The 22799-nt window shown below is 60.8% G+C and carries 14 protein-coding genes; 7 read left to right on the plus strand and 7 right to left on the minus strand.

Annotation, left to right across the window (positions count from 1 at the left end; translation table 11 throughout):
- Positions 1-154 precede the first annotated feature (154 nt).
- The 3 genes from QZH45_RS16760 to QZH45_RS16770 form a co-directional block, all read right to left on the minus strand.
- Positions 155-3904 (minus strand): ATP-binding protein, encoded by a 3750-nt coding sequence (locus QZH45_RS16760; protein WP_055135930.1) that lies wholly within the window; start codon positions 3902-3904, stop codon positions 155-157.
- 25 nt (positions 3905-3929) lie between these two features.
- Positions 3930-5030, minus strand: coding sequence for an ABC transporter substrate-binding protein (locus QZH45_RS16765; protein ID WP_081036560.1), 1101 nt, complete (start codon positions 5028-5030; stop codon positions 3930-3932).
- An 88-nt stretch (positions 5031-5118) separates the two neighbouring features.
- Positions 5119-5361, minus strand: a complete 243-nt coding sequence (locus QZH45_RS16770; RefSeq protein ID WP_199275614.1) for a hypothetical protein — start codon at positions 5359-5361, stop codon at positions 5119-5121.
- Between the two features lie 208 nt (positions 5362-5569).
- Between QZH45_RS16770 and QZH45_RS16775 the strand changes: the two genes are divergently transcribed.
- Entirely contained in the window at positions 5570-7423 is a 1854-nt protein-coding gene (locus tag QZH45_RS16775; protein ID WP_053194116.1) for an ABC transporter ATP-binding protein, read from the plus strand.
- A 99-nt stretch (positions 7424-7522) separates the two neighbouring features.
- On the opposite strand, the gene QZH45_RS16780 is transcribed toward QZH45_RS16775, so the two are convergent.
- Positions 7523-9088 carry a carbohydrate porin gene (locus QZH45_RS16780; protein WP_024778549.1) on the minus strand — a complete coding sequence of 522 codons (1566 nt, stop codon included), beginning with the start codon at positions 9086-9088 and terminating at the stop codon, positions 7523-7525.
- A gap of 168 nt (positions 9089-9256) precedes the next feature.
- Here QZH45_RS16780 and QZH45_RS16785 point away from each other — a divergent pair, with 168 nt between their 5' ends.
- The 6 genes from QZH45_RS16785 to QZH45_RS16810 all read left to right on the plus strand — a co-directional run bounded on the left by QZH45_RS16785 (position 9257) and on the right by QZH45_RS16810 (position 16098).
- Positions 9257-10531, plus strand: coding sequence for an ABC transporter substrate-binding protein (locus QZH45_RS16785; protein WP_024778550.1), 1275 nt, complete (start codon positions 9257-9259; stop codon positions 10529-10531).
- Positions 10532-10552: 21 nt separating this feature from the next.
- Positions 10553-11515, plus strand: coding sequence for a carbohydrate ABC transporter permease (locus tag QZH45_RS16790; RefSeq protein WP_024778551.1), 963 nt, complete (start codon positions 10553-10555; stop codon positions 11513-11515).
- On the plus strand, positions 11512-12354 hold the full coding sequence (locus QZH45_RS16795; protein ID WP_024778552.1) for a carbohydrate ABC transporter permease: 843 nt from the start codon (positions 11512-11514) through the stop codon (positions 12352-12354). Before QZH45_RS16790 ends, QZH45_RS16795 begins: the two co-directional genes overlap by 4 nt.
- Before the next feature lie 27 nt (positions 12355-12381).
- Positions 12382-13521, plus strand: coding sequence for an ABC transporter ATP-binding protein (locus tag QZH45_RS16800; protein WP_053194118.1), 1140 nt, complete (start codon positions 12382-12384; stop codon positions 13519-13521).
- Entirely contained in the window at positions 13518-15041 is a 1524-nt protein-coding gene (locus tag QZH45_RS16805; RefSeq protein ID WP_053194120.1) for a glycoside hydrolase family 32 protein, read from the plus strand. Before QZH45_RS16800 ends, QZH45_RS16805 begins: the two co-directional genes overlap by 4 nt.
- Positions 15042-15105: 64 nt before the next feature.
- Positions 15106-16098 carry a LacI family DNA-binding transcriptional regulator gene (locus QZH45_RS16810; protein ID WP_053194122.1) on the plus strand — a complete coding sequence of 331 codons (993 nt, stop codon included), beginning with the start codon at positions 15106-15108 and terminating at the stop codon, positions 16096-16098.
- Between the two features lie 20 nt (positions 16099-16118).
- On the opposite strand, the gene QZH45_RS16815 is transcribed toward QZH45_RS16810, so the two are convergent.
- The 3 genes from QZH45_RS16815 to QZH45_RS16825 form a co-directional block, all read right to left on the minus strand.
- Positions 16119-16526: a VOC family protein gene (locus tag QZH45_RS16815; RefSeq protein WP_053194123.1), complete on the minus strand. Its 408-nt coding sequence runs from the start codon at positions 16524-16526 to the stop codon at positions 16119-16121.
- A gap of 24 nt (positions 16527-16550) precedes the next feature.
- Positions 16551-16976 carry a YciI family protein gene (locus tag QZH45_RS16820; protein ID WP_024778557.1) on the minus strand — a complete coding sequence of 142 codons (426 nt, stop codon included), beginning with the start codon at positions 16974-16976 and terminating at the stop codon, positions 16551-16553.
- Between the two features lie 148 nt (positions 16977-17124).
- Positions 17125-22752 (minus strand): M10 family metallopeptidase, encoded by a 5628-nt coding sequence (locus QZH45_RS16825; RefSeq protein ID WP_069018243.1) that lies wholly within the window; start codon positions 22750-22752, stop codon positions 17125-17127.
- Positions 22753-22799 lie beyond the last annotated feature (47 nt).

Consider the following 22799-nt stretch of genomic DNA (forward strand, 5'->3'; position numbering starts at 1 on the left):
TCAGCCGGACCGTTCGGGCCTGGGTAACCTGGTTAAGATAGCGCAACGGGGCACCTAGGCGCCTTGCTGCACCCAAGGTCCCGCATTTGTCGATTTCATGTGCGAAAGATGCCCGGACATGCCACTGACTCTGAATGGATAGAGCCCCTTCGTCCTACTCGTGGGCCCGCTTTGGTTCGGATACTTCACTGGCGTTAGTGCCCTCAAGAGGGATATCGAGGGTAAAGGTTGCGCCCTGCCCGACTCCGTCGCTGTGCACGGTCAAGCCGCCGCCCATTTCCTGAGCGGCCAGCGCGCAGCTGTGCAGCCCAAATCCGTGACCGTCCTTGCGAGTCGTGAAACCATGGGAAAAGATTCGCTTCAGATGCTCTGGCGCAATCCCATTGCCGTTGTCGGTCACCGTAATCCGCAGTACTGGCCCGTCAGCGAGAAAGGCGCCAAATGTGATGCACGGGCTACGATCTTTCACGCCTTCCAATGCCTGCCTGGCATTGCGGATCAGGTTCACCAGAATCAGCAGCACCCGGTGCCGGTCCAGTAACAGCAGGGGCAAGTCGGTAATTTCCTTGACCACCGTCACCTCCTGGCGCGCCAGTGATCCAGTACTCATGCGCAAGGCATCGTCAACTAACTCGGGAACCGGAACCGCCTCGACCACACTGACGGCAACCGCATGGGACTGCTGGGCGGCGACAACGGTTTTGATGTGGTCAATGCCCTTGGTGAGTAGCCCAAGCTCTTCGATGATGCCCTGCTGCTCCGCCGTCACCACTTCCGCCAGCTTGAGCAGGTAGCCGGGTAGCATCTTGCCTTTCAGGTCTGCGGTGAGGAAATCGCTGAGGTCATCGGTGTGTTCGTTTATCAGCTGAGCCACCTTGCCCAGCCCCAGGGCCTTGGAGGCGCGCATCTGGCGGCTGACCGTCTCAGCCGACACGTTCACGCTGTTGAGAATGTTGCCAACGTTGTGCAGCACAGCAGTGGCGATTTCGGCCATACCCGCCTGGCGGGACCTTGCCTGCAATTCGGCTTGCACCTGACTCATGCGCAGCACCGCACGAACGCGAGCCTTGAGCTCCAGCGGCGAGAAAGGTTTGGCGATATAGTCGTCGGCGCCGCTCTCCAGCCCGGAAACACAGGCCTCGCTGCCGCCACGGGCAGTCAACAGGATGACAGGCAAATGGGCGAATCCGGCGCTGGCTTTGATTCTGGCTGTCAGGCCAAAGCCATCGAGCTCCGGCATCATCACATCCGAGAGGATGACATCGATTGGCCGATGCTGCAGAAGCGCCCAGGCCTGCTCGCCATCAGTTGCTGTGGTGACGATGTAGTCGTCGAGCAAAAGTTCGCTGAGGTAATCCAGCATTTCCGGGCTGTCGTCTACCACCAGTACCCTGGATTGCGAGGCGTGCTCCGAGTGCTGCTCATCATCTGTACCTGGCGCCGATGTTCGGTCACTGCTACTGCCATGGTGGCCATCATCGAAACGCAGATGACGCTGTTCGGTTGTGATCGTTGAACTCGGGGATAATCGTCCGCGCCCATTGCCGGTTTCAGCCGGTACGGTATTTTGCGCAGTCCCCAGCGGAAGCCGGACAAAGAAGCACGATCCGCGTCCCGGCTCGCTGCTGACACCGACGTCACCGCCCATCAGTTCGACCAGATCCTTGACCAGCGCTAGGCCAATCCCTGTGCCGCTGTAGTGGCGCGTGGCGGAATTGTCGATCTGGGAAAACCGCTGAAACAGCAACTGCAGTTTGTCAGGCGCAATGCCTATGCCAGAGTCGTGCACGGCCAGTTCGAAACGCTCGCCCTCCAGTATAGTTGCAGCCAGGTGGATAGTGCCGCCAGTGGGCGTGAACTTGATGGCATTGCTCACCAGGTTGAGGAGAATTTTTTCGAAGTGTCCGGGATCCACAAACACCGTTGTGAGCGCAGGATCGATGCTGAACGTCAAGATGCAACCTTTGCTCTTGGCCACCATGGCGGCATCCTCGGCAAGCACACCCACCGCCTTGTTCAAATCAACGGGCGCCGGACATGACTCGAACTTACCCGCTTCGGCCTTGGAGAAATCGAGGATGTCGTTCACCCGGTTCATCAGGCGCAGCGCGTTGCGTTGGGCGCGGTCGATTTGTGCACGCCAGTCCGCCGGCGGGGTGTTCGCCGCCGAGAGCTGCTCCAGAGGGGCGAGAATGAGGGTCAGCGGGGTGCGCAGTTCGTGGCTGACCGTGGCCACGAAATCGCTCTTTGCCTGGTTCGCCGCCTCGGCCTGGTTGCGCGCCTGAATGAGTTCGACGGCCTGCGCCTCGAGCATCCGGGTCTGATGGTGCAGCGTGTCGGTCCGTTCGGCGACCATCCTTTCCAAAGAAGCCTGGACTTGCTGTCGCTCCGCTTCAGCCTCCGCCTCCAGCACCCGGATGCGCAGGGCATTCTCCTGGAACACCCGTACGGCACGGGTCATGATCCCAATTTCGTCGCCGCGTCCGGCGCTGGCGATCTCGGCGTTCAGGTCGCCGGCCGCAAGCCGGCGCATGACGGTGGCCAGGGCCACGATGGGCTGCGCGACAAACCGCGACGTGCTCCAGGCGATGGCGCCGGCTAGCAAGATGGCGACGGCACCCGCCACCACTGTCGCCAGCATGCCGCGATCCTTGTGCACCAGGGCGTCGGAGCGCGCTTCGCCAGCGAAGCGCGCAACCAACAGGCCGGCGCTCCGAGCCTCGTTGCGCACCTGGTCGCGCGCGTCGCTCAAGGCGTTGCTCGCCTGATGGAACCTGGCGAATGCCGCCCGGTAGCCGGCAATTTGATCACTGACAGTCAGGGGCGCAGCCTTGGCTTGCAGTCCTCCGGCCGACGGGAGCACACGAGAAAGACGCGAGAGCTCGTCCAGGATATCGCCGACAGAGCCGGCGACCTCGGCCGACGGTGCCAGACGAAACGACAAGGTCTGCGCCTCCAGGGTGGCAACACGTTCGGCGAAACGCTTGGACAACGCTGCTGCATTGTGCAACAGCCCGGTTGCGGCCTGAATGTCGTTTGCGTCATGGCTGACGTGCTCGTCCAATTCATCCAGCATTGCGTCGAGGCGCTCGACCACTTCCTTAACGGCGGCGAGCTGCTGCAAAGCTTCGGTTCCCCGCAGCTTGGGCGCCTCGTCAAGGTGATCGACCGCCAGGCTGGCAGCAGCGACCGCCGTCGCCAACCGGTCCAGGGCCTCTGCCTCCTGCGGCGTCCCCATCACCTCGCGCAACTGTTCGACCACAGGCGCGAGTGCCGAACTGGCATTGCGCGCCGTGGCGGCAGCTGCCCCATTACCGGACACCAGCATCTTGGCCACATTGGCGGTGATGATCCGTTCGCCATTGCGCAGGACATCCAGGATGCGATGGGCGCTTTCGATGTTGCTCCTGCGCGCTTCGTGGTCATCGGCGCGCGTATCAAGTCCTTTCAGCCCATCGGTGACGCCCTGTTCGATGAGCCTCGTCGCCTCTCGCATGCGGCCATAGTGGGCAGTCATGTTCTCCGTTTCGCCATCCATGGTCAGGGTCGCCGCACGCAAGGCGGTGATCGCCGCGGCGAGCCTCTCCAGGCTGCCTTTGAGCGATTGCGCTTCTGCCACCGGAATAGCGGTGAGCCCGGCAATCGCCGCTGTCACCATGCCTTCGGCCTGGAGCAGGCTCTCCAGGTCGCGGGTGGCGATGAAGTTTTCCACCCGCCCGGTGGCGCCGTTGACCGAGGCCAGGATTTCCGCGGAATGGCTGGCGGAGTCCACCGCACGTACCATGCCTCGCAGGCCGTAGAAGTTCACTACCGATACCACCAGCATCAGGAATACCAGTGCGGCGACCGCCATGCCGATCCTGACGGCAATAGGTCTGTCCCTGGCTGGTTTAAGTGTCACCATGACCTCTCGCCTCCCCCCGGCGCCACTACTGCTGGATAGCCTCCGGCAGAGACGCCGACGGCGCTGTACGATTGACGGCCGCATCGATCATTGCCGCAACGGACGCCTGGCTATAGAAAGGATCCGCTGCGCCGCCTGCTGGCATAGGCGCGAGCCAGGTATCCAGGTCTTTCGCGTCGATGCGTACCAGCGGCACCTCGACGAACTTCGGCACTTGCTTGCCCGCCAGAATTTGCTGGGCCACCCAGAAGCCCACCTGGGAAACGCTCGGGGAGGCAGAGACCGAGACAGTCTCGTAGCCATTGCTATCGCGTTCCTGTTTCCACAGGGCGAGCTCGTCCTGGCGGTTCCCCATGACGATGATCGGCAAAGTTCGACCCGCCGCCTTGAACGCCATGGCAGCACCATAACCGTCGCCACCCTGGGTAGCGACCGCATCAATGCTGGGCAGCGACGGCAGCGCCAGCGCCACTTCCTTGCGTGCGACGGAAGCCGTCCAGTTCCCATACACCGTCTTGGCAAACTTCAGGCCCGGATAGTCGCGGGCAGCCTTGTGAATGCCGTCACTGATATTTTGATCGGTGGCATCGCCGGCAATGCCGCGTATCTCCAGCAGCGTGCCATTCCCTTTGAGGCGCTCGGCGATGTAATCCATTTCCACGCGCCCCATGGCGGACCAGTTGTAGTCCACGGTATAGACGCAGCGTTCAGTGACCAGGCTGGCCATGACGACCACCACGATGCCGGCATTGCAGGCGTCCCGGATCACGCCGTCGAGGGCCGTGTCGGACGCGGCCAGGATGACGATAGCGTTGACGCCCTTGACGATCATGTCTTGTATGTGGGCCGCTTGCTCCGACGCGGAGTTATTGGCGCTGACCACCGGAGCCTCCCGGATCAAGCCATCTTTTTGCGCCTGGGCGGCAACCTCCTGCCAGTTGCGCACCATCACCTTGCGAAAATCACTGCCTGCGTAGGAGTTGCTCAAGGCAATGCTAAAGTTCCCGGTAGGGCCGCTGGCGATGCCGCCGTCGGCCGCCTGGACTGGATGGGCCGCAACCATCGCCAGCCCGGTCATGCAACCGGCCAGGCGCCACAAGATTGTGCGGATCCGTTTGATGTTCATGGCATTCTCCATCGCGCTTGGGGTTGACCAGCGGTACTCCATCTGCGCCTGCCGACAGGACCGGCTGTTCGATCGGGTTGACCGGGCTTCAGGATCCGCGGCGCAGGTAAGCCGAGCGGAGGTTTAGAGTCGATCCCGCGGGGCCTGGCAACGCCTTTTCGGAATCGACCAGAGACAACGCTCTCACCGAGTCGGGGATGGGGAGCTTGAAAAAGCTTTCATGGAACGAGGGTGTGTCGTCGATCATCCGGATACGCCAATAGGCAGGCGCTGCCGGACGGGTCATTCGGCCATTCCGATGATGGAATCGGGCATTGAACGCTGAACTCATGGGGACTCCTTTCCTCGGCGATCGACACGTAAAACCCATACACTTGCTGCAATAGCGATGAGCATAGCCTCAATTCAGGCTTCATCCTGCTGAAAGAACCGCCGCCCTCGGCAAGCTTGTCAATCGCGTCGAACCCCTGCCCTGCAAAACCCTCCAAGCACACGTAAACTGGGAAAATCCTCTCAACCCGCCCCTTTCGGAGACCGCAATGCTTCGTGCGTTTGAACGAAGACTCGACCCTTTCCCGCCCGACGAGGCACCACCGCCACCGGTTGGCCTGACGCGGTTCCTGTGGGCCTGCACCCGGGGCGCCCGGGGCTATATCCTGGTCTTTGCGCTGCTCAGTGCCGGCGTGTCGATCTACGAGGCCTGGCTGTTTTCCTTTCTTGGACAGGTCGTAGACTTGCTCTCGACCTGGCAGGCCGGCGGTGATGCGCAGGGGCAGGAAAGCCGAGTGCTGTGGGGGATCGGCATCGTACTGATCACCAGCATCGGGCTGGTGGCGCTGCGGACCATGGTTCAGCACCAGGTATTGGCAATCAATTTGCCGTTGCGGCTGCGCTGGGACTTCCATCGCCTGATGCTGCGCCAAAGCCTCTCGTTTTTTTCCGACGAGTTCTCAGGCCGGGTCACGACCAAGGTCATGCAGACGGCACTGGCCGTGCGCGAAGTCTTGTTCACCGTGATCGAAATCGCACCCGGCATCGGCGTGTACTTCATCGCGATCATCGCGCTGGCCGGCGGCTTTGCCTTGAAACTGATGCTGCCTTTTATTGCCTGGATCGTGCTGTTCGGGCTGGCCATGCTGTATTTCGTGCCGCGTCTGGGGCAAGTCGGCCAGGAACAGGCCAATGCGCGGTCGTCGATGACAGGGCGCGTTTCGGACGCCTACACCAACATCACCACTGTAAAGCTGTTCTCGCACTCCAAGCGAGAAGCGCACTTCGCGCGCGCAGCGATGGAAGACTTCAAGCAAACCGGTTTTCGCCAGATGCGTCTGGTCAGCCAATTCGAGATCGTCAATCAGGCGCTGGTGGTGGGGCTGATCCTTGGCGCAGGCGGCTATGCCTTGTGGCTTTGGCACCAGGGCGAAGTCGGCACGGGTGCGGTGGCGGCGATCACGGCCATGGCGTTGCGTATCAATGGCATGTCCCATTGGATCATGTGGCAGATGACCTCGTTGTTCGAAAGCATCGGCACCGTGCAGGATGGCATGGATACCTTGACCCGTGGCCCCAAGGTGCAGGATGCGCCGGACGCAGGCGTGCTGGCGCCCTCCGGCGGCGCGGTAACGTTCGACAACGTGAGTTTCAACTACGGTGGTGAACGCCAGGTGCTCGACGGGCTTAGCCTGACGATCCGTCCGGGCGAAAAGATCGGTCTGGTGGGGCGTTCCGGTGCCGGCAAATCCACGCTGATCAATCTGCTGCTGCGTTTCTACGACGTGGACAGCGGTGAGATTCGCATCGACGGGCAAAACATCGCCCACGTCACTCAGGACAGCCTGCGCAGCGCCATCGGCATGGTCACCCAGGACACCTCCCTGCTCCACCGCTCCATTCGTGACAACATTGCCTACGGCCGCCCGGATGCGACTGAAGCACAGATCCGCAGGGCCGCAGCCGAAGCCCAGGCCGACGGGTTCATCAACCAATTGAGCGACCGGCAAGGCCACACCGGCTATGACACCTTGGTCGGCGAGCGCGGCATCAAGCTATCCGGCGGCCAGCGCCAACGCATTGCGATCGCCCGGGTGATGCTCAAGAACGCCCCGATCCTGCTGCTTGACGAGGCCACCAGTGCCCTGGACTCGGAAGTCGAAGTCGCCATCCAGGAAAGCCTCGATGAAATGATGCAAGGCAAGACGGTGATCGCCATTGCCCATCGTCTGTCGACGATCGCAGCCATGGATCGGCTGATTGTCATGGATGACGGGCGCATCATTGAACAAGGTACCCACGCCGAACTGCTGGCGAAAAACGGCACCTATGCGCGGCTGTGGCAGCATCAGAGTGGTGGCTTCCTGGGTGAGGATCAGGGGGTCGCCGAAGCTATGGTATAGGAATGGCTCTGCCCCAGGCAGGACACCATTCCTTGTGGCGAGGGAGCTTGTTCCCTCGCCACAAAAACCACGCTCCACTGTCAAACCGATTGGCGTGTCCTAGAACCACGTTTCCATCTGAATGCCGTACTGCCAGACCCCACCTGCGTTGAAATCCGTCTTGCCAAACGAATCCGAGGCACTGTAACGGTCCAGATCCGAAGACCAGTTCATGACGCTCGCGAACACCCGCAATTCAGGACGGGTGAGCAGGTCGCCCAAGTCAGGCTTGAATGTTGGTGCAACGGTGAATTTCCAGAAGTTGCCGTCCACCGCGTTACGCTGTTTGTAGCCCTTGGGATCGAGGTCCATGGTCTGCCAGCTCATCTCATAGGCCATCTCGAAATTGCTGTTGATCTCGTTGGCCAGTCGCACGTTCAGGGTCATCCAGCGGTAGTCATCCCCCTTGACGTAACGGTCCTTGCTCTGCTCGGCCAGCAAGCTGGGGCCAATGCGCCAGCCGGGCGCAATCGGGGTTTCACCGTAGAGCGCCAGGCGCAGGGCACGGGCTTCGTCGATCAGCTCGCCGTCCGCACCGATGTTCTTGACCTCCGCGCCCAGGCCTTGACCATAGAGCAGCGCCGTCTTGAAGAAGCCTTCCCGGCCAAAAAAACTGCGCTGATGATTCGCGATCATGCTGTGCAGGCCGGAATCCGCCGGGGCCAGACCCGCTTCGTTGGTGCGGGTGCTGAAATCGTTTTTCTTCGAGCCGATGCCATTGAACATCCACTGCCACTCTCCGTTGGCAAAAAACTGATTGGAGGTCAGGACATAGCTCTCCACATCGGCATTGACCCCACCCTCACTGAAGTCCCCGTAGTTACGCCCGATCAACGAGTAGTTGGAACGCCAATCCTTGCTCATCTGCACGTCGTAGATGCCACCGCCGGTACCGGCCAGGTAGACGACGTCCGAGTCCAGCCAATGGATATCGAAGTTGTCCCGGTCGAATCGCTTGCCTGCCCATAGGGTGGCCTTCTCGAACATCGGATTGCCCTTGAACGCGGCAAGATGGTCGAGTTCGGTAAACACCTGGCGCACGTTCAGGTTGCTTTCTTCGGCGGTCCAGTCATTGGAGCTTTCCACACCATCGGCAATGGAAACGGTGAATTTGGAACGGGTGCCGTTCTGCGCGTACAGCTCTTTCGACAGGTCGATGCGCATGTAGGTGTCGTCCTCGTTGCCCAGTCGTCCGACCGCGCCACCCACGGAACCGGCCGGTGTGGTGTAGGGACCGCCGCGCCCTCCTCCCAGCCCATCGTTGATCAGCAATCCGGAGCGGGCGTAGCCCTTGAAGCTGAACCCGTCGGAGAGGTGTCCGCCGCTGCCCGCCTTTTCCAGGTTTTGCTGATTGGCTTCGAGTTTTGCCAACCGCGCGTCCAGGGTGGGTGCCACGGGAGTGCTCGCAACGGAGGCTGTCGGTTGCAAGCCAGGATGCGTGAGCTTGAGTTGCTGCAGTTCCCTGGCGAGTGCCTGGGCCTGCTGTTCGGCTGCGGCTGCGCGCTCTTCCGCTACGCTGGTGCGGGCTTCGAAGGCTGCCATGCGCTCTTCCAGTGTTGCGGCCTGGACAGTCGCCGCCGAGGTTCCGAGCACGCCCGCAATGAGCCAGCTTGATGCTTTCTGCATGTGGATTTCCCTGTTTTGTTTTTATTGTTCTGTCTCGCGACCGACCTCTTTTTCATGGAGGATCAATTGTCACATTCCACGAAAAAAAGGGTGCCTCATCGCAAATACGCTGCTACATTTGGCGATGTTAACGTTAACTTTTATAAAAACAAAAATAAAGAGGGCTTTATGAAACGACTCAAATCGCTCCTTCCAGCAGCGCTGTTCAGCGCTCTTGCCGGGCTTCCCTGCCTTTCCAGCGCAGCCGATCTGACGATCTCCTGCGGCGCGGTGGGTGCGGAGTTGCAACTGTGCAAAGAGGCTGTCGAGGCCTGGTCGAAACAGACCGGCCACAGCGTCGACGTGGTTTCCACGCCAAACTCGGCAACCGAGCGGTTGTCGTTCTACCAGCAGATCCTCAGTGCGCAGTCCAGCGACATCGACATCATCCAGATCGACATGGTGTGGCCGGGGATGCTGGCCAACCACTTGATGGATTTGCGCGAGATACTCCCCGCCAACGCGACCCAAGGCTACTTCCAGGCCCAGGTGGATAACGCCACGGTGAATGGGCGGCTGGTCACGATGCCGTGGTTCACCGACTCGGGGCTGTTGTATTACCGCAAGGACTTGCTCGATAAGTACGACAAGCAGGTCCCCCAGACCTGGGAGGAAATGACCGCTACCGCCAGGGCTGTGCAACAGGCAGAGCGCAACGCCGGAAATGCCAATGCATGGGGTTACGTCTTCCAGGGGCGCGCCTATGAGGGCCTGACGTGCAACGCGCTGGAGTGGATCAGCAGTCAACCGGACGGCGGCCTGGTCAATCCGCAAGGCGACATCGTGGTCAATAACCACGCCTCAAGGGCTGCGCTGACGCTGGCGAAAAGCTGGGTAGGCGATATATCTCCCCGTGGCGTGCTCAATTACACCGAAGAGGAAGGACGTGGGGTATTCCAGTCGGGCAATGCCCTGTTCATGCGCAACTGGCCGTATGCCTGGGCCCTGGTGCAGAGTCCTGACAGTGCAGTGAAGGACAAGGTCGGCGTCGCGCCCCTGCCTCGTGGCGGCGCGACCGGCAGCCATGCTTCCACCCTCGGTGGCTGGGGCCTGGCGGTATCGCGCTACAGCGCCAGGCCCAAGCTTGCTGCGGAACTGGTGAGCTACCTGACCAGCGCCCAACAACAGAAACATCGTGCGCTGGTGGGTGCCTACAACCCGGTTATCGAGTCGCTCTACCAAGACCCTGAGCTGCTCGCGGCCATGCCGTATTACAGCCAGTTGCACAACATCCTCAACGATGGGGTCATGCGCCCCGCCGCCATCACTGCCGCCCGCTACCCACGGGTCTCCAATGCGTTCTTCGATCAAGTCCACGGAGTCCTGGCTGGAGAGTTGCCGGTCGATCAGGCGCTGGTCGACCTGGAAAGCGAACTCACGCGCATCAAACGCCGGAACTGGTAAGCCACAAGGAAGGAAATCACCATGTCTGTCTCTTCTGCCCACGCGCCCTGCGCCGAGCACCTGCCCGCCCGGGAAACGCCGGTACAACGCCGTCGAGTACGCGCCGCCTGGCTGTTCCTGGCGCCGATGCTGCTGTGCCTGACTCTGGTGGCGGCCTGGCCGCTGCTGCGTACGCTCTGGTTCAGCCTGACCGACGCCAGCCTCGCGGACACCAGCGGCGGCACCTTTGTCGGCTTGAGCAATTATCTGTTCTACAGCGACTCCGGCTGGTCCGGCGTGCTGGTGGATCCGCAATGGTGGAACGCGGTGCGCAACACCCTGCATTTCACCGTGGTGTCGGTGGGACTGGAAATGGTCCTGGGGCTTCTGGTGGCGCTGTTGCTCAACGTGCGGTTCACCGGGCGCGCCCTGGTACGGGCATTGATCCTGATTCCCTGGGCGATTCCGACCATTGTCTCGGCAAAGATCTGGTCATGGATGCTCAACGACCAGTTCGGCATCATCAATCACCTGATGCTGGGCCTCGGTCTGATTGACGCGCCCCTGGCCTGGACCGCAGATGCGCAGCTGTCGATGTGGGCGGTAATTATCGTCGACGTCTGGAAGACCGTCCCTTTTGTCACGCTGTTGATGCTGGCTGCCTTGCAGATGTTGCCGGGCGATTGCTACGAAGCCGCACGGGTCGATGGCATCCACCCGTTGAAAGTGTTCTGGCGGGTCACCCTGCCATTGCTGCTGCCGGCGCTGCTGGTGGCAGCGATCTTCCGCATTCTCGACGCCTTGCGGGTGTTCGATGTCATCTATGTGCTGACCTCGAATTCGTCGAGCACCATGAGCATGTCGGTCTACGCCCGTCAGCACCTGGTGGAATTCCAGGACGTCGGTTACGGCAGCGCCGCCTCGAGCCTGCTGTTCCTGGTCGTGGCAGTGATCGCCATCGTCTATCTGTACCTCGGACGCCGCCAGATGGAGGTCCGCTCATGAATCGGCGACTGCTGAAAAAAGCGCTGTTGCGCCTCGGGTTCTGGTGCCTGATCGGGATCCTGCTGCTGTATGCGGTCTTCCCTTTCTACTACGCCATCGTCACGTCGCTGAAGTCATCCACGGCCTTGTTCCAGGTGAGCTACTGGATCGACAACCCTGACTTTTCCAACTATGCCGCAGTACTCCAGCAAGCCTCGTTCCTGCGGGCCATCGGCAATTCGCTGGTGGTTTCGCTGTGCGTGGTCGCGCTGGCGCTGTTCCTCAGCCTGACGGCTGCCTATGCATTGGGCAGGGTCAAGTTTCGTGGCCGAGGCACGGTGTTGATGCTGGTCCTGGGCGTGTCGATGTTTCCTCAGGTCGCCGTGCTGTCCGGGCTGTTCGAGGTGATACGGGCCCTGGGCCTTTACAACACGTCCTGGGCACTGATCCTGAGCTACACGATTTTCACCTTGCCCTTCACCGTCTGGGTGCTGACGACTTTCATGGGACAACTGCCCCACGAATTGGAGGAAGCGGCAATCATGGACGGGGCCTCACCCTGGGTCACGCTGACCCGCGTGTTGCTGCCGCTGCTCTGGCCGGCACTGGTCACCACCGGCCTGCTGGCCTTCATTGCGGCCTGGAACGAATTCCTGTTTGCCCTGACGTTCACCCTGACCGACACCCAACGCACGGTCCCGGTCGCCATCGCCCTTATCTCTGGCGGCAGCTCCCATGAACTGCCTTGGGGGTTGCTGATGGCGGCGTCGGTGCTGGTCACTGTCCCACTGGTCATCCTGGTGCTGATCTTCCAACGCCGGATCGTTTCCGGACTTACCGCCGGCGCGTTGAAGGGCTGAGGCCCCATAAAGACAAGGAACCCCATCGTGAGCAAATTGAAACTGCACAACGTGAACAAACAATTGGGTGGCGCGCGCATTCTGCGCGATGTCAGCCTGGACATCGCGGCGGGTGAGTTCGTGGTGTTCGTCGGCCCGTCCGGTTGCGGAAAATCGACCTTGCTACGCCTGATCGCCGGACTTGACTCGATCTGTGGCGGCGACCTGCTGATCGACGGACGCCGGGTCAATGACCTGGAACCCCGTGAGCGTGGCGTTGGCATGGTCTTCCAGTCATATGCGCTGTACCCGCACATGACCGTCTACGACAACATCAGTTTCGGGCTCAAACTGGCCAAGACCGAAAAGACCAGCCTGCGCGAGCGCGTGCTGAAAACCGCGCAGATCCTGCAACTGGACAAGCTCCTGCAACGCAAGCCAAAGGAGTTGTCGGGGGGCCAGCGTCAGCGGGTGGCCATGGGCAGGGCCATGGCGAGGGAACCGGACATCCTGTTGTTCGATGAACCGCTGTCCAACCTGGATGCCTCCCTGCGCGTGCAGATGCGCAACGAAATCGCCCGGTTGCACGCCCGGCTGGGTTCGACCGTGATCTACGTCACCCACGATCAGGTCGAGGCGATGACCCTGGCCGACAAAATTGTCGTGCTCAACGGTGGTCGCATCGAGCAGGTCGGCTCGCCGCGTGAACTTTACGAGCGCCCGGCCAGCCGCTTTGTCGCCGGTTTCCTGGGCTCGCCCAGGATGAATTTTCTTGCGGCGTTTCTGCATGCGCCAGGGGAAACCAGCCTGGTGGAAAGCTTCGTGTTGGGCAAGGTATCCCTGCCCTTCGACAGCTCCGGCCTCGCGGCGGACACCCAACTGAGCCTGGGGATCCGCCCGGAACACATGACGCTGGAAGCCGCGCCAGGATCCGCTGGCGTGGTCGTGACCGGGGTCGAATACCTCGGTAGCGAAACCTATGTGCACGTCGATACCGGCCAGGACGAGCCTTTGATCTGTCGTTGCGAGGTGAACGCAGGCTGGCAGGTAGGCGACCGGGTCACACTGCGCCTGGAAACCGACAATCTGCACCTGTTCGATACCGACGGGGTGGCCTTGAAGCGCCACGCCCTTGAAACCCTGCCCGATAGCGTGCCACTGCACCCGGCACCCGCAGGCGCCCTATGACCTTGTCTTTGAATACCAAGAACGCACCTATGCCCCCTGCAACCCTGTCCCCGGCCCTTGAACATGCACAGCAGGCGCTGAGCGATGGCCAGTCCCGCGTGATCCAGGATTACCGACCCGACTATCATCTTGCCCCTGTGGCGGGCTGGATGAACGACCCTAACGGAGTGGTGTACTTTCGCGGCGAATACCATGTGTTCTATCAACACCATCCCTTCGAAGCGAAATGGGGCCCCATGTACTGGGGCCATGCCAAGAGCGTCGACCTGGTCCATTGGCAGCATCTGCCGATTGCCCTGGCACCGGGCGACGACTTCGACCGCGACGGGTGCTTTTCCGGCAGTGCGGTGGTGTGCGGAGATACCCTGGCGCTGATCTACACCGGGCATGCGTGGCTGGGGGATATGGGAGATGAACGCCTGATCCGGCAAGTCCAGTGCCTGGCCACCAGCGTCGACGGCATTCACTTCGTCAAGCACGGCGCGGTGATCGAACGCCCACCCGAGGACACGATCATGCACTTTCGTGATCCCAAGGTCTGGAAGCAAGATGACCATTGGTACCTGATTGCCGGCGCTCGCCTGGGCGACACGCCACTGCTGCCGCTGTACCGCTCGACGGATCTGCACACCTGGGAGTTCCTCGATTATGTCGACCGGGGCGGTGAAGGCGACGGCTATATGTGGGAGTGCCCGGATCTGTTTCGACTGGGCGGACGCGATGTGCTGCTGTATTCCCCCCAGGGCATGTATCCCCAGGGTTACGAACGTCTCAACAAGTACCAGGCCGGTTACCGGGTAGGCCGGCTCGACAGCGATTGGCACTTCGTCGGCGGGCCCTTCATCGAACTGGATAATGGCCATGACTTCTACGCTGCGCAGACACTGGAAGCCGCCGATGGTCGACGCCTGATGTGGGCGTGGCTCGACATGTGGGAGAGCCCGATGCCGAGCCAGGCACATCACTGGTGCGGCATGCTCGGTCTGCCCCGCGAACTTGAGCTGCATGGCGATCGCCTGCGCGTGTTCCCGGCGCGGGAGCTGACGGCCTTGCGCCAAGCACCGTTTCCAGGCCCCCCACCGTCGGCCGGTCCGGGCACTCAAGGGGTGTCGCACATCAACGGCGACCGGCTCGAGCTCCTGGTGCACCTGGACCTGCTCGGCTGCACCGACGGTCATCTGGGCGTCGCCTTGCGCTGCAGCACTGATGACGAAAGCGCCGAACAAACCCTGCTCTACTACGATGGGGCGTTGCAACGCCTGGTACTGGATCGCAGTCGCTCGGGGGCGCAAGTCGACGGTCAGCGCAGCGTGCCGATAGACCCATCACTCGAGCACCTGGAATTGCGCGTGTTTCTTGATCGTTCGTCCATCGAGGTGTTTGACCAGAGCGGACGCTTCAGCCTCAGCAGCCGCCTCTATCCCCGCCCCGACAGCCTGGGGGTGAAGTTGCTGGCCAGCGGGTCCGGCGGGCGCGTCTCCATTCCAAGGGCATGGCCGCTGGGATCAGGCTGGCTATGAACGGTCGCGAGAAGCCCGGACCCTGTGTCATGATTGCCCGTCAACCTGATGGGCCCCACTTCGCATGACTTCAGTGAAAGACGTTGCACAGCTGGCCGGCGTGTCCCTTATGACGGTTTCCAGAGCGCTCAACAATCCGGAAAAACTGAGCGCCGAAACCCTTCAGCGGGTACGGAGCGCCATTGATGAGTTGCAGTTCGTACCGAGCCTGTCGGCACGCAGAATGCGTGGCGATAACCTCCAGGCACGGACCATCGGAGTGTTCGCCCTGGACACTGCGACCACGCCGTTCGCGGTCGAGCTGCTGCTGTCCATCGAACAGACCGCGCAGCAGGCAGGCTGGAACGTCTTCATCCTCAACCTGTTGAACAACCCGCCCACCGACCAGGACATCGACCTGATGCTCTCGCACCGGCCCGACGGGTTGATCTTCAGTGCCATGGGGTTGCGCCAGGTGAGCATTCCCGAGCGCCTGAAGAGCAAACCGCTGGTGCTCGCCAACTGCCTGGAGGATGACGGTCGCCTGGTCAGTTATGTGCCCGATGACGAGACCGGCCAGCATCGCGCCGTGCATCACGCCTTGAGCCAGGGCTATCGGCGCCCGCTGTGCATCAATCTGCCAAAACGCAGCCTTGCCTGGGGCCTGCGACAGGTCGGCCTGCAGCGTGCCTGCCAGGCATTCGGGCTGCCTCCCGAAGCACTGTTGCAATACGACCTCTCCGATCACGATGCCTATGGTGAAACCGCCACCATCCTCGACCGGCACATCGTCGACGGCCGCCCCGAGTTCGACATCCTGATCTGCGGCAACGACCGCATTGCCTTTTGTGCCTATCAGTTGCTGTTGGGCCGTGGCCTGAAGATTCCCGGTGACGTGGCCGTGCTCGGCTATGACAACATGATCGGCATCGCCGAACTGTTCATCCCGCCCCTGACCACGGTGCAACTGCCGTACTACGAGATCGGCCGCCGGGCCGCCCGGCACCTGATCGAAACGCTTGAGGTCACGGGCACCCAGCCAGTGGATTGCCCGTTGGTAATCAGGGCGTCGCTCTAGACCGACGCCCCGTTCGCCCCCTACTTCGCACCTTCGCAGTTGACCATCCAGGCAATCCCGAAACGGTCTTCGAACATGGCGAAACGTTCCGCCCAGAAAGTCTTTGCCAACGGCATGAGCACGCTGCCCCCCGCACTCAAGCCATTGAACAGTCGCTCGGCCTCGGCCACGCTGTCGACATTGAGGGACACCGAAACACCCTGCGGTTTGCGGTAAGGCTGGCCTGGCGGGCAATCGGAGGCCATCAGGCTGAAGTCGTCCACGGTCAGGCAGGCATGCAGGATCAAGTCGTTATCCTTGGGCATGCCCGTCTCTTCAGGCGCTTCGGCAAAGGACATGGAAAACAGCTCGCCGCCCAGCACGTCCTTGTACAAGGCGAAGGCTTCCTTGCAGTTACCGTTGAAGGTCAGGTAGGGAATGATTCTCATGGTCGGATCTCCTGGTGTCAGGTTTTACGATTGATCAGACATCTGCGCCCGCAGACGTGCTTCCTGCTCGCGCAGGTCGGGAGTAAAGGTCTCGCCGAAATCATCCATTTCGAAGATCTGCCGGATCTCGATGTCGCTGTCGCTGACCATCGGGTTTGGACAACGCTTGACCCAGTCAATGGCCTCCTGCAGCGACTGGACCTGGAAGATCCAGAAGCCGGCGATCAGCTCCTTGGTTTCAGCAAAGGGGCCGTCGACGACGGTCCGGTCCTTGCCGGAAAACTGTACGCGTACGCCCTTGGAACTGGGGTGCAGGCCTTCACCCGCGAGCATTACCCCGGCCTTGACCAATTCTTCATTGTAGGCGCCCATGGCGGTCAGCAACGCTTCACTGGGCATTTCTCCGGCTTCCGATTCCGGACTGGCTTTGACGATCACCAAAAATCGCATGGTCTTATCTCCTGATGCTGAGTTAAGCCGCCATTGCAGCGGTTCCATGGTTAATCGAATGGCGATGGGGGAAATCGACAGGCTGGCGGAAATATTTTTGTGGCGAAGGAATTTATCCCCTCGCCACAATGACTCATAAGCCGATCGGTCAGGCGACCAGATCACTGGCGCTGAAGGTGTTGACACCCACCAGCTGGATTTCGAAATCCGCTCCCAGATTGCCGTCGATGTTGCCGGAAAGCACATGATCGACGAAGCGCAATTGCCCTGCACCGCTGAAGTCAGCCGAATCGATGAAGCTGAATTTGTTGATCCCTGTGGCGAGGATATTGGCATCCAGCTTCGACAGGTCAAGTTTGTCGCCTTGGAGCCTGCTGAAATCCGTAATGACGTCGCGGGCAACGTCGATACCCAGCTCATTCAGCGCGCTGAACACAAATCGGTCGGCTCCAGCACCACCGCTCAGGGTGTCAGTGCCAATGCCGCCGATCAGCAGATCATTGCCTGCGCCGCCATCAAGTTGATCGTTGCCTGCGCCGCCGTTCAGCGTATTGCTGGCAGCGTTGCCGGTCAGCACGTTGTCCAGTGCGTTGCCGATACCATTGATAGCCGCGGTACCGATCAGCGAGAGGTTTTCCAGATTGGCGCCCAGGGTCCAGCTCACCGACGAACGCACGGTATCGATTTCGCTGTCCAGGGTACTGGTTTCGCTGATGACGTCCTTGAGGTTGTCGACGATATACGTGTCGTTGCCGGTACCACCGATCAAGGTATCGGCTCCCGCGCCGCCGTCCAGGATGTCCGCACCGTCCAGGCCATTCAACACGTTGGCGGCACTGTTGCCGACCAGGCTGTTGTCCGAGGCGTTACCGACAAGGTTGATGGCGCCAATGCCGAGCAACTGACCGTCCTCGACGTTGGTCGACAGGGTATGACTGACCGACGTGCGTACCAGATCGCGGCCTTCGCCGGCGAGCTCGGTGACCGTGTCACCGAGGTTATCGACAAGATAGGTGTCATTCCCCGCACCGCCGATCAGGGTGTCCCGCCCGGCTCCGCCGTTGAGCACGTTGTTGCCGGCGTTGCCGATCAATACGTTGCCCAGAGCGTTACCGGTGCCGTTGACGGCGGCGTTGCCAGTCAGCGTGAGGTTTTCCAGGTTGGCGCCCAGGGTCCAACTCACCGAGGAGCGCACGGTATCGATTTCACTCGCCAGGGTGCTGGTTTCGCTGACGACATCCTTGAGGTTGTCGACCACGTAGGTGTCGTTACCGGCCCCACCGATGAGGGTGTCGATACCCAGGCCACCGTCCAGCACGTTGGCGCCGGCGTTACCGGTGATTCGATTGTTCAGGGCATTGCCGGTGCCGTCGATATTGCCGGTGCCGCTGAGCGTCAGGATTTCGAGATTGGTACCGAGGGCGTAGCTGATGGACGACAGGACGCTGTCGATTTCGGTGAGCGATGCACCGGCCTCGGTGACCGTGTCACCGATATTATCGACCACGTAGGTATCGTTGCCTGCCCCGCCAATCATGGTATCCGCACCGCCCAGGCCATTGAGCACGTTGGCGGCGGCATTGCCGATCAGCACGTTGTCCAGTGCGTTGCCGATACCATTGATAGCGGCGGTACCGATCAGCGAGAGGTTTTCCAGATTGGCGCCCAGGGTCCAGCTCACCGACGAACGCACGGTATCGATTTCGCTGTCCAGGGTACTGGTTTCGCTGACGATGTCCTTCAGGTTGTCGACGATATACGTGTCGTTGCCGGTACCACCGATCAAGGTATCGGCTCCCGCGCCGCCGTCCAGGATGTCCGCACCGTCCAGGCCATTCAACACGTTGGCGGCACTGTTGCCGACCAGGCTGTTGTCCGAGGCGTTACCGACAAGGTTGATGGCGCCAATGCCGAGCAACTGACCGTCCTCGACGTTGGCCGACAGGGTATGACTGACCGACGTGCGTACCAGATCGCGGCCTTCGCCGGCGAGCTCGGTGACCGTGTCACCGAGGTTATCGACAAGATAGGTGTCATTCCCGGCGCCGCCGATCAGGGTGTCCCGCCCGGCTCCGCCATTGAGCACGTTGTTGCCGGCGTTGCCGATCAATACGTTGCCCAGAGCGTTACCGGTGCCGTTGACGGCGGCGTTGCCAGTCAGCGTGAGGTTTTCCAGGTTGGCGCCCAGGGTCCAACTCACCGAGGAGCGCACGGTATCGATTTCACTCGCCAGGGTGCTGGTTTCGCTGACGACATCCTTGAGGTTGTCGACCACGTAGGTGTCGTTACCGGCCCCACCGATGAGGGTGTCGATACCCAGGCCACCGTCCAGCACGTTGGCGCCGGCGTTACCGGTGATTCGATTGTTCAGGGCATTGCCGGTGCCGTCGATATTGCCGGTGCCGCTGAGCGCCAGGATTTCGAGATTGGTACCGAGGGCGTAGCTGATGGACGACAGGACGCTGTCGATTTCGGTGAGCGACGCACCGGCCTCGGTGACCGTGTCACCGATATTATCGACCACGTAGGTATCGTTGCCTGCCGCGCCAATCATCGTATCCGCACCGCCCAGGCCATTGAGCACGTTGGCGGCGGCATTGCCGATCAGCACGTTATCCAAGGCGTTGCCGGCTCCATTGATTGCGGCAACACCCGTCAGCGTGAGGTTTTCCAGATTGGCGCCCAGGGTCCAGCTCACCGACGAACGCACGGTATCGATTTCGCTGTCCAGGGTACTGGTTTCGCTGACGATGTCCTTGAGGTTGTCGACGATATACGTGTCGTTGCCGGTACCGCCGATCAAGGTATCGGCTCCCGCGCCGCCGTCCAGGATGTCCGCACCGTCCAGGCCATTCAACACGTTGGCGGCACTGTTGCCGACCAGGCTGTTGTCCGAGGCGTTACCGACAAGGTTGATGGCGCCAATGCCGAGCAACTGACCGTCCTCGACGTTGGCCGACAGGGTATGACTGACCGACGTGCGTACCAGATCGCGGCCTTCGCCGGCGAGCTCGGTGACCGTGTCACCGAGGTTATCGACAAGATAGGTGTCATTCCCGGCGCCGCCGATCAGGGTGTCCCGCCCGGCTCCGCCATTGAGCACGTTGTTGCCGGCGTTGCCGATCAATACGTTGCCCAGAGCGTTACCGGTGCCGTTGACGGCGGCGTTGCCAGTCAGCGTGAGGTTTTCCAGGTTGGCGCCCAGGGTCCAACTCACCGAGGAGCGCACGGTATCGATTTCACTCGCCAGGGTGCTGGTTTCGCTGACGACATCCTTGAGGTTGTCGACCACGTAGGTGTCGTTACCGGCCCCACCGATGAGGGTGTCGATACCCAGGCCACCGTCCAGCACGTTGGCGCCGGCGTTACCGGTGATTCGATTGTTCAGGGCATTGCCGGTGCCGTCGATATTGCCGGTGCCGCTGAGCGTCAGGATTTCGAGATTGGTACCGAGGGCGTAGCTGATGGACGACAGGACGCTGTCGATTTCGGTGAGCGATGCACCGGCCTCGGTGACCGTGTCACCGATATTATCGACCACGTAGGTATCGTTGCCTGCCCCGCCAATCATGGTATCCGCACCGCCCAGGCCATTGAGCACGTTGGCGGCGGCATTGCCGATCAGCACGTTGTCCAGTGCGTTGCCGATACCATTGATAGCGGCGGTACCGATCAGCGAGAGGTTTTCCAGATTGGCGCCCAGGGTCCAGCTCACCGACGAACGCACGGTATCGATTTCGCTGTCCAGGGTACTGGTTTCGCTGACGATGTCCTTCAGGTTGTCGACGATATACGTGTCGTTGCCGGTACCGCCGATCAAGGTATCGGCACCCGCGCCGCCGTCCAGCACGTTGTTTCCGGTGTTGCCGGTCAGCACATTGTTCAGTGCGTTGCCAGTGCCGTTAATAGCGGCTACGCCAGTCTGCGTGAGGTTTTCCAGATTCGCGCCCAAAGTCCAAGTGACCGAAGAACGCACGGTGTCGATTTCGCTGGCCAGGGTACTGGTTTCGCTGATGAGGTCCTGCAGGTTGTCGACTACATAGGTATCGTTGCCGGTGCCGCCAATGAGGGTGTCAATGCCAGCGCCGCCATCCAGGGTGTTTGCACCCGAGTTACCGATAAGGCGGTTGTTCAACGCGTTGCCGGTTGCATTGATAGAGGCTACACCTGTCAGCGTGAGGTTTTCCAGGTTACTGCCCAAGGTGTAGCTAACCGATGAAAAGACGCTGTCGACTTCCGTTAGCGACGTACCATCCTCTGTGATCGTGTCCCCGATGGCGTCGACCACATAGGTATCGTTGCCTGCCCCGCCAATCATCGTATCCGCACCGCCCAGGCCATTGAGCACGTTGGCGGCGGCGTTGCCAATCAGCACGTTGCTCAAGCCGTTGCCGGTGCCATTGATGAGGGCGGTGCCGGTCAGCGTGAGGTTTTCCAGGTTGGCGCCCAGCGTCCAGCTCACCGAAGAACGCACGGTATCAACTTCACTGCCCGGGGTACTGGTTTCGCTGACTATATCCTTCAGATTATCAACGACGTAAATGTCATTGCCGGTCCCACCGATCAGAGTATCAACACCCGCTCCGCCATCCAGCACGTTATCGCCGGAGTTACCGGTCAGCACGTTGCTCAGCGCATTGCCTGTCCCGTTGAGGTTATCACTACCGGTCAGCGTAAGATTTTCCAGGTTTGCACCGAGAGTCCAGCTTACCGAAGAACGCACGGTGTCGATTTCGCTGGCCAGGGCACTGGTCTCGCTGACAACATCCGCCAGGTTATCGACCACATAGGTATCGTTGCCTGCACCGCCGATCATCGTATCCTTGCCGGCAAGTCCATTCAGGACGTTACCCAGCGCATTACCTATCAGGGTGTCGTCATTGGCTGAGCCGACTGCGTTTTCGATCTTGGCCCCATACGCTATCGCCAGCCCTTCATTGAAAGCCTTCTGGTCGCTATCCAGGAACGCCTGGCCGATCTTGCTGAACTGCCCCTCATTCAGGTTGATACGGACTGCTTCCGCCTGATTGCTGGCATCGATCGTGTCATTGCCACCTGCGTCCCAGATGGTTTCGAAAACCGACTGGTCAGTTGCCCAGCTATAGGTGTTATTACCGGTCTGCCACTGGGTGTTGGCGCCATAGAGCCTCTGGATGGCGGCAATATCCAACAGCATGGGCGTGGTCGGCTCGTAGGAGTAAGCGTTGGTGTAGCTCATGATCGTGTAACGAACATCATCGTACTGCGTAGCGAGTACCGTGGAGTTCGTCAGGCCCTGGGAAAACGGATGCTTCAAACCCAGCGCATGGCCGATCTCATGCATGAAGGTCAAGTAGTCGTAGGAGCCTTGGACTGGATTCGGATCATTCGTCACTGAACCGATCCAGACATCACCGGCGGCGGCGCTTCGACCAGGGAAATAACCCCAGGCTGCCGTGTCGGTGTCCATGTCCCCATACCCGCCGAATCGCAAGTCACCGACGTTGATGAAGCTTTCGTTGACCTCGGTGAATTTGATGTTGGCCACCGAACTCCATTCAGCAAGTGCGCTGACAATGGCGGTTTTCTGCGCCGGGTCCAGGACATAGCCGGACTGATACTCGTTGAAGTCGCTATAAAAACGAGAGAAATAGGAGTTGGTGGTCATGAAACTGTACGTCAGAGACGTAGTAGACGCACCGTGAGTCCAATAGGTGCCATAGATCAAACTGTCGACTTGCGCATTGCCCGTCAGACTTGCCGATGAAACAGATGAATAACCAAGTGGGCTGGGCATGCAAAGCTTCCTGTATGCAAATCCGCGGCCTTTCCTGGGATGCGGCC

Source organism: Pseudomonas corrugata, assembly GCF_050920615.1.
Classification (GTDB): domain Bacteria; phylum Pseudomonadota; class Gammaproteobacteria; order Pseudomonadales; family Pseudomonadaceae; genus Aquipseudomonas; species Aquipseudomonas corrugata.

What these genes read in the sequence shown, in the direction of transcription:
- QZH45_RS16760 (WP_055135930.1), bottom strand. Translation starts at nt 3,904, where the DNA reads ATGGTGACACTTAAACCAGCCAGGGACAGACCTATTGCCGTCAGGATC.
- QZH45_RS16765 (WP_081036560.1), bottom strand. Translation starts at nt 5,030, where the DNA reads ATGAACATCAAACGGATCCGCACAATCTTGTGGCGCCTGGCCGGTTGC.
- QZH45_RS16770 (WP_199275614.1), bottom strand. Translation starts at nt 5,361, where the DNA reads ATGAGTTCAGCGTTCAATGCCCGATTCCATCATCGGAATGGCCGAATG.
- QZH45_RS16775 (WP_053194116.1), top strand. Translation starts at nt 5,570, where the DNA reads ATGCTTCGTGCGTTTGAACGAAGACTCGACCCTTTCCCGCCCGACGAG.
- QZH45_RS16780 (WP_024778549.1), bottom strand. Translation starts at nt 9,088, where the DNA reads ATGCAGAAAGCATCAAGCTGGCTCATTGCGGGCGTGCTCGGAACCTCG.
- QZH45_RS16785 (WP_024778550.1), top strand. Translation starts at nt 9,257, where the DNA reads ATGAAACGACTCAAATCGCTCCTTCCAGCAGCGCTGTTCAGCGCTCTT.
- QZH45_RS16790 (WP_024778551.1), top strand. Translation starts at nt 10,553, where the DNA reads ATGTCTGTCTCTTCTGCCCACGCGCCCTGCGCCGAGCACCTGCCCGCC.
- QZH45_RS16795 (WP_024778552.1), top strand. Translation starts at nt 11,512, where the DNA reads ATGAATCGGCGACTGCTGAAAAAAGCGCTGTTGCGCCTCGGGTTCTGG.
- QZH45_RS16805 (WP_053194120.1), top strand. Translation starts at nt 13,518, where the DNA reads ATGACCTTGTCTTTGAATACCAAGAACGCACCTATGCCCCCTGCAACC.
- QZH45_RS16810 (WP_053194122.1), top strand. Translation starts at nt 15,106, where the DNA reads ATGACTTCAGTGAAAGACGTTGCACAGCTGGCCGGCGTGTCCCTTATG.
- QZH45_RS16815 (WP_053194123.1), bottom strand. Translation starts at nt 16,526, where the DNA reads ATGAGAATCATTCCCTACCTGACCTTCAACGGTAACTGCAAGGAAGCC.
- QZH45_RS16820 (WP_024778557.1), bottom strand. Translation starts at nt 16,976, where the DNA reads ATGCGATTTTTGGTGATCGTCAAAGCCAGTCCGGAATCGGAAGCCGGA.
- QZH45_RS16825 (WP_069018243.1), bottom strand. Translation starts at nt 22,752, where the DNA reads ATGCCCAGCCCACTTGGTTATTCATCTGTTTCATCGGCAAGTCTGACG.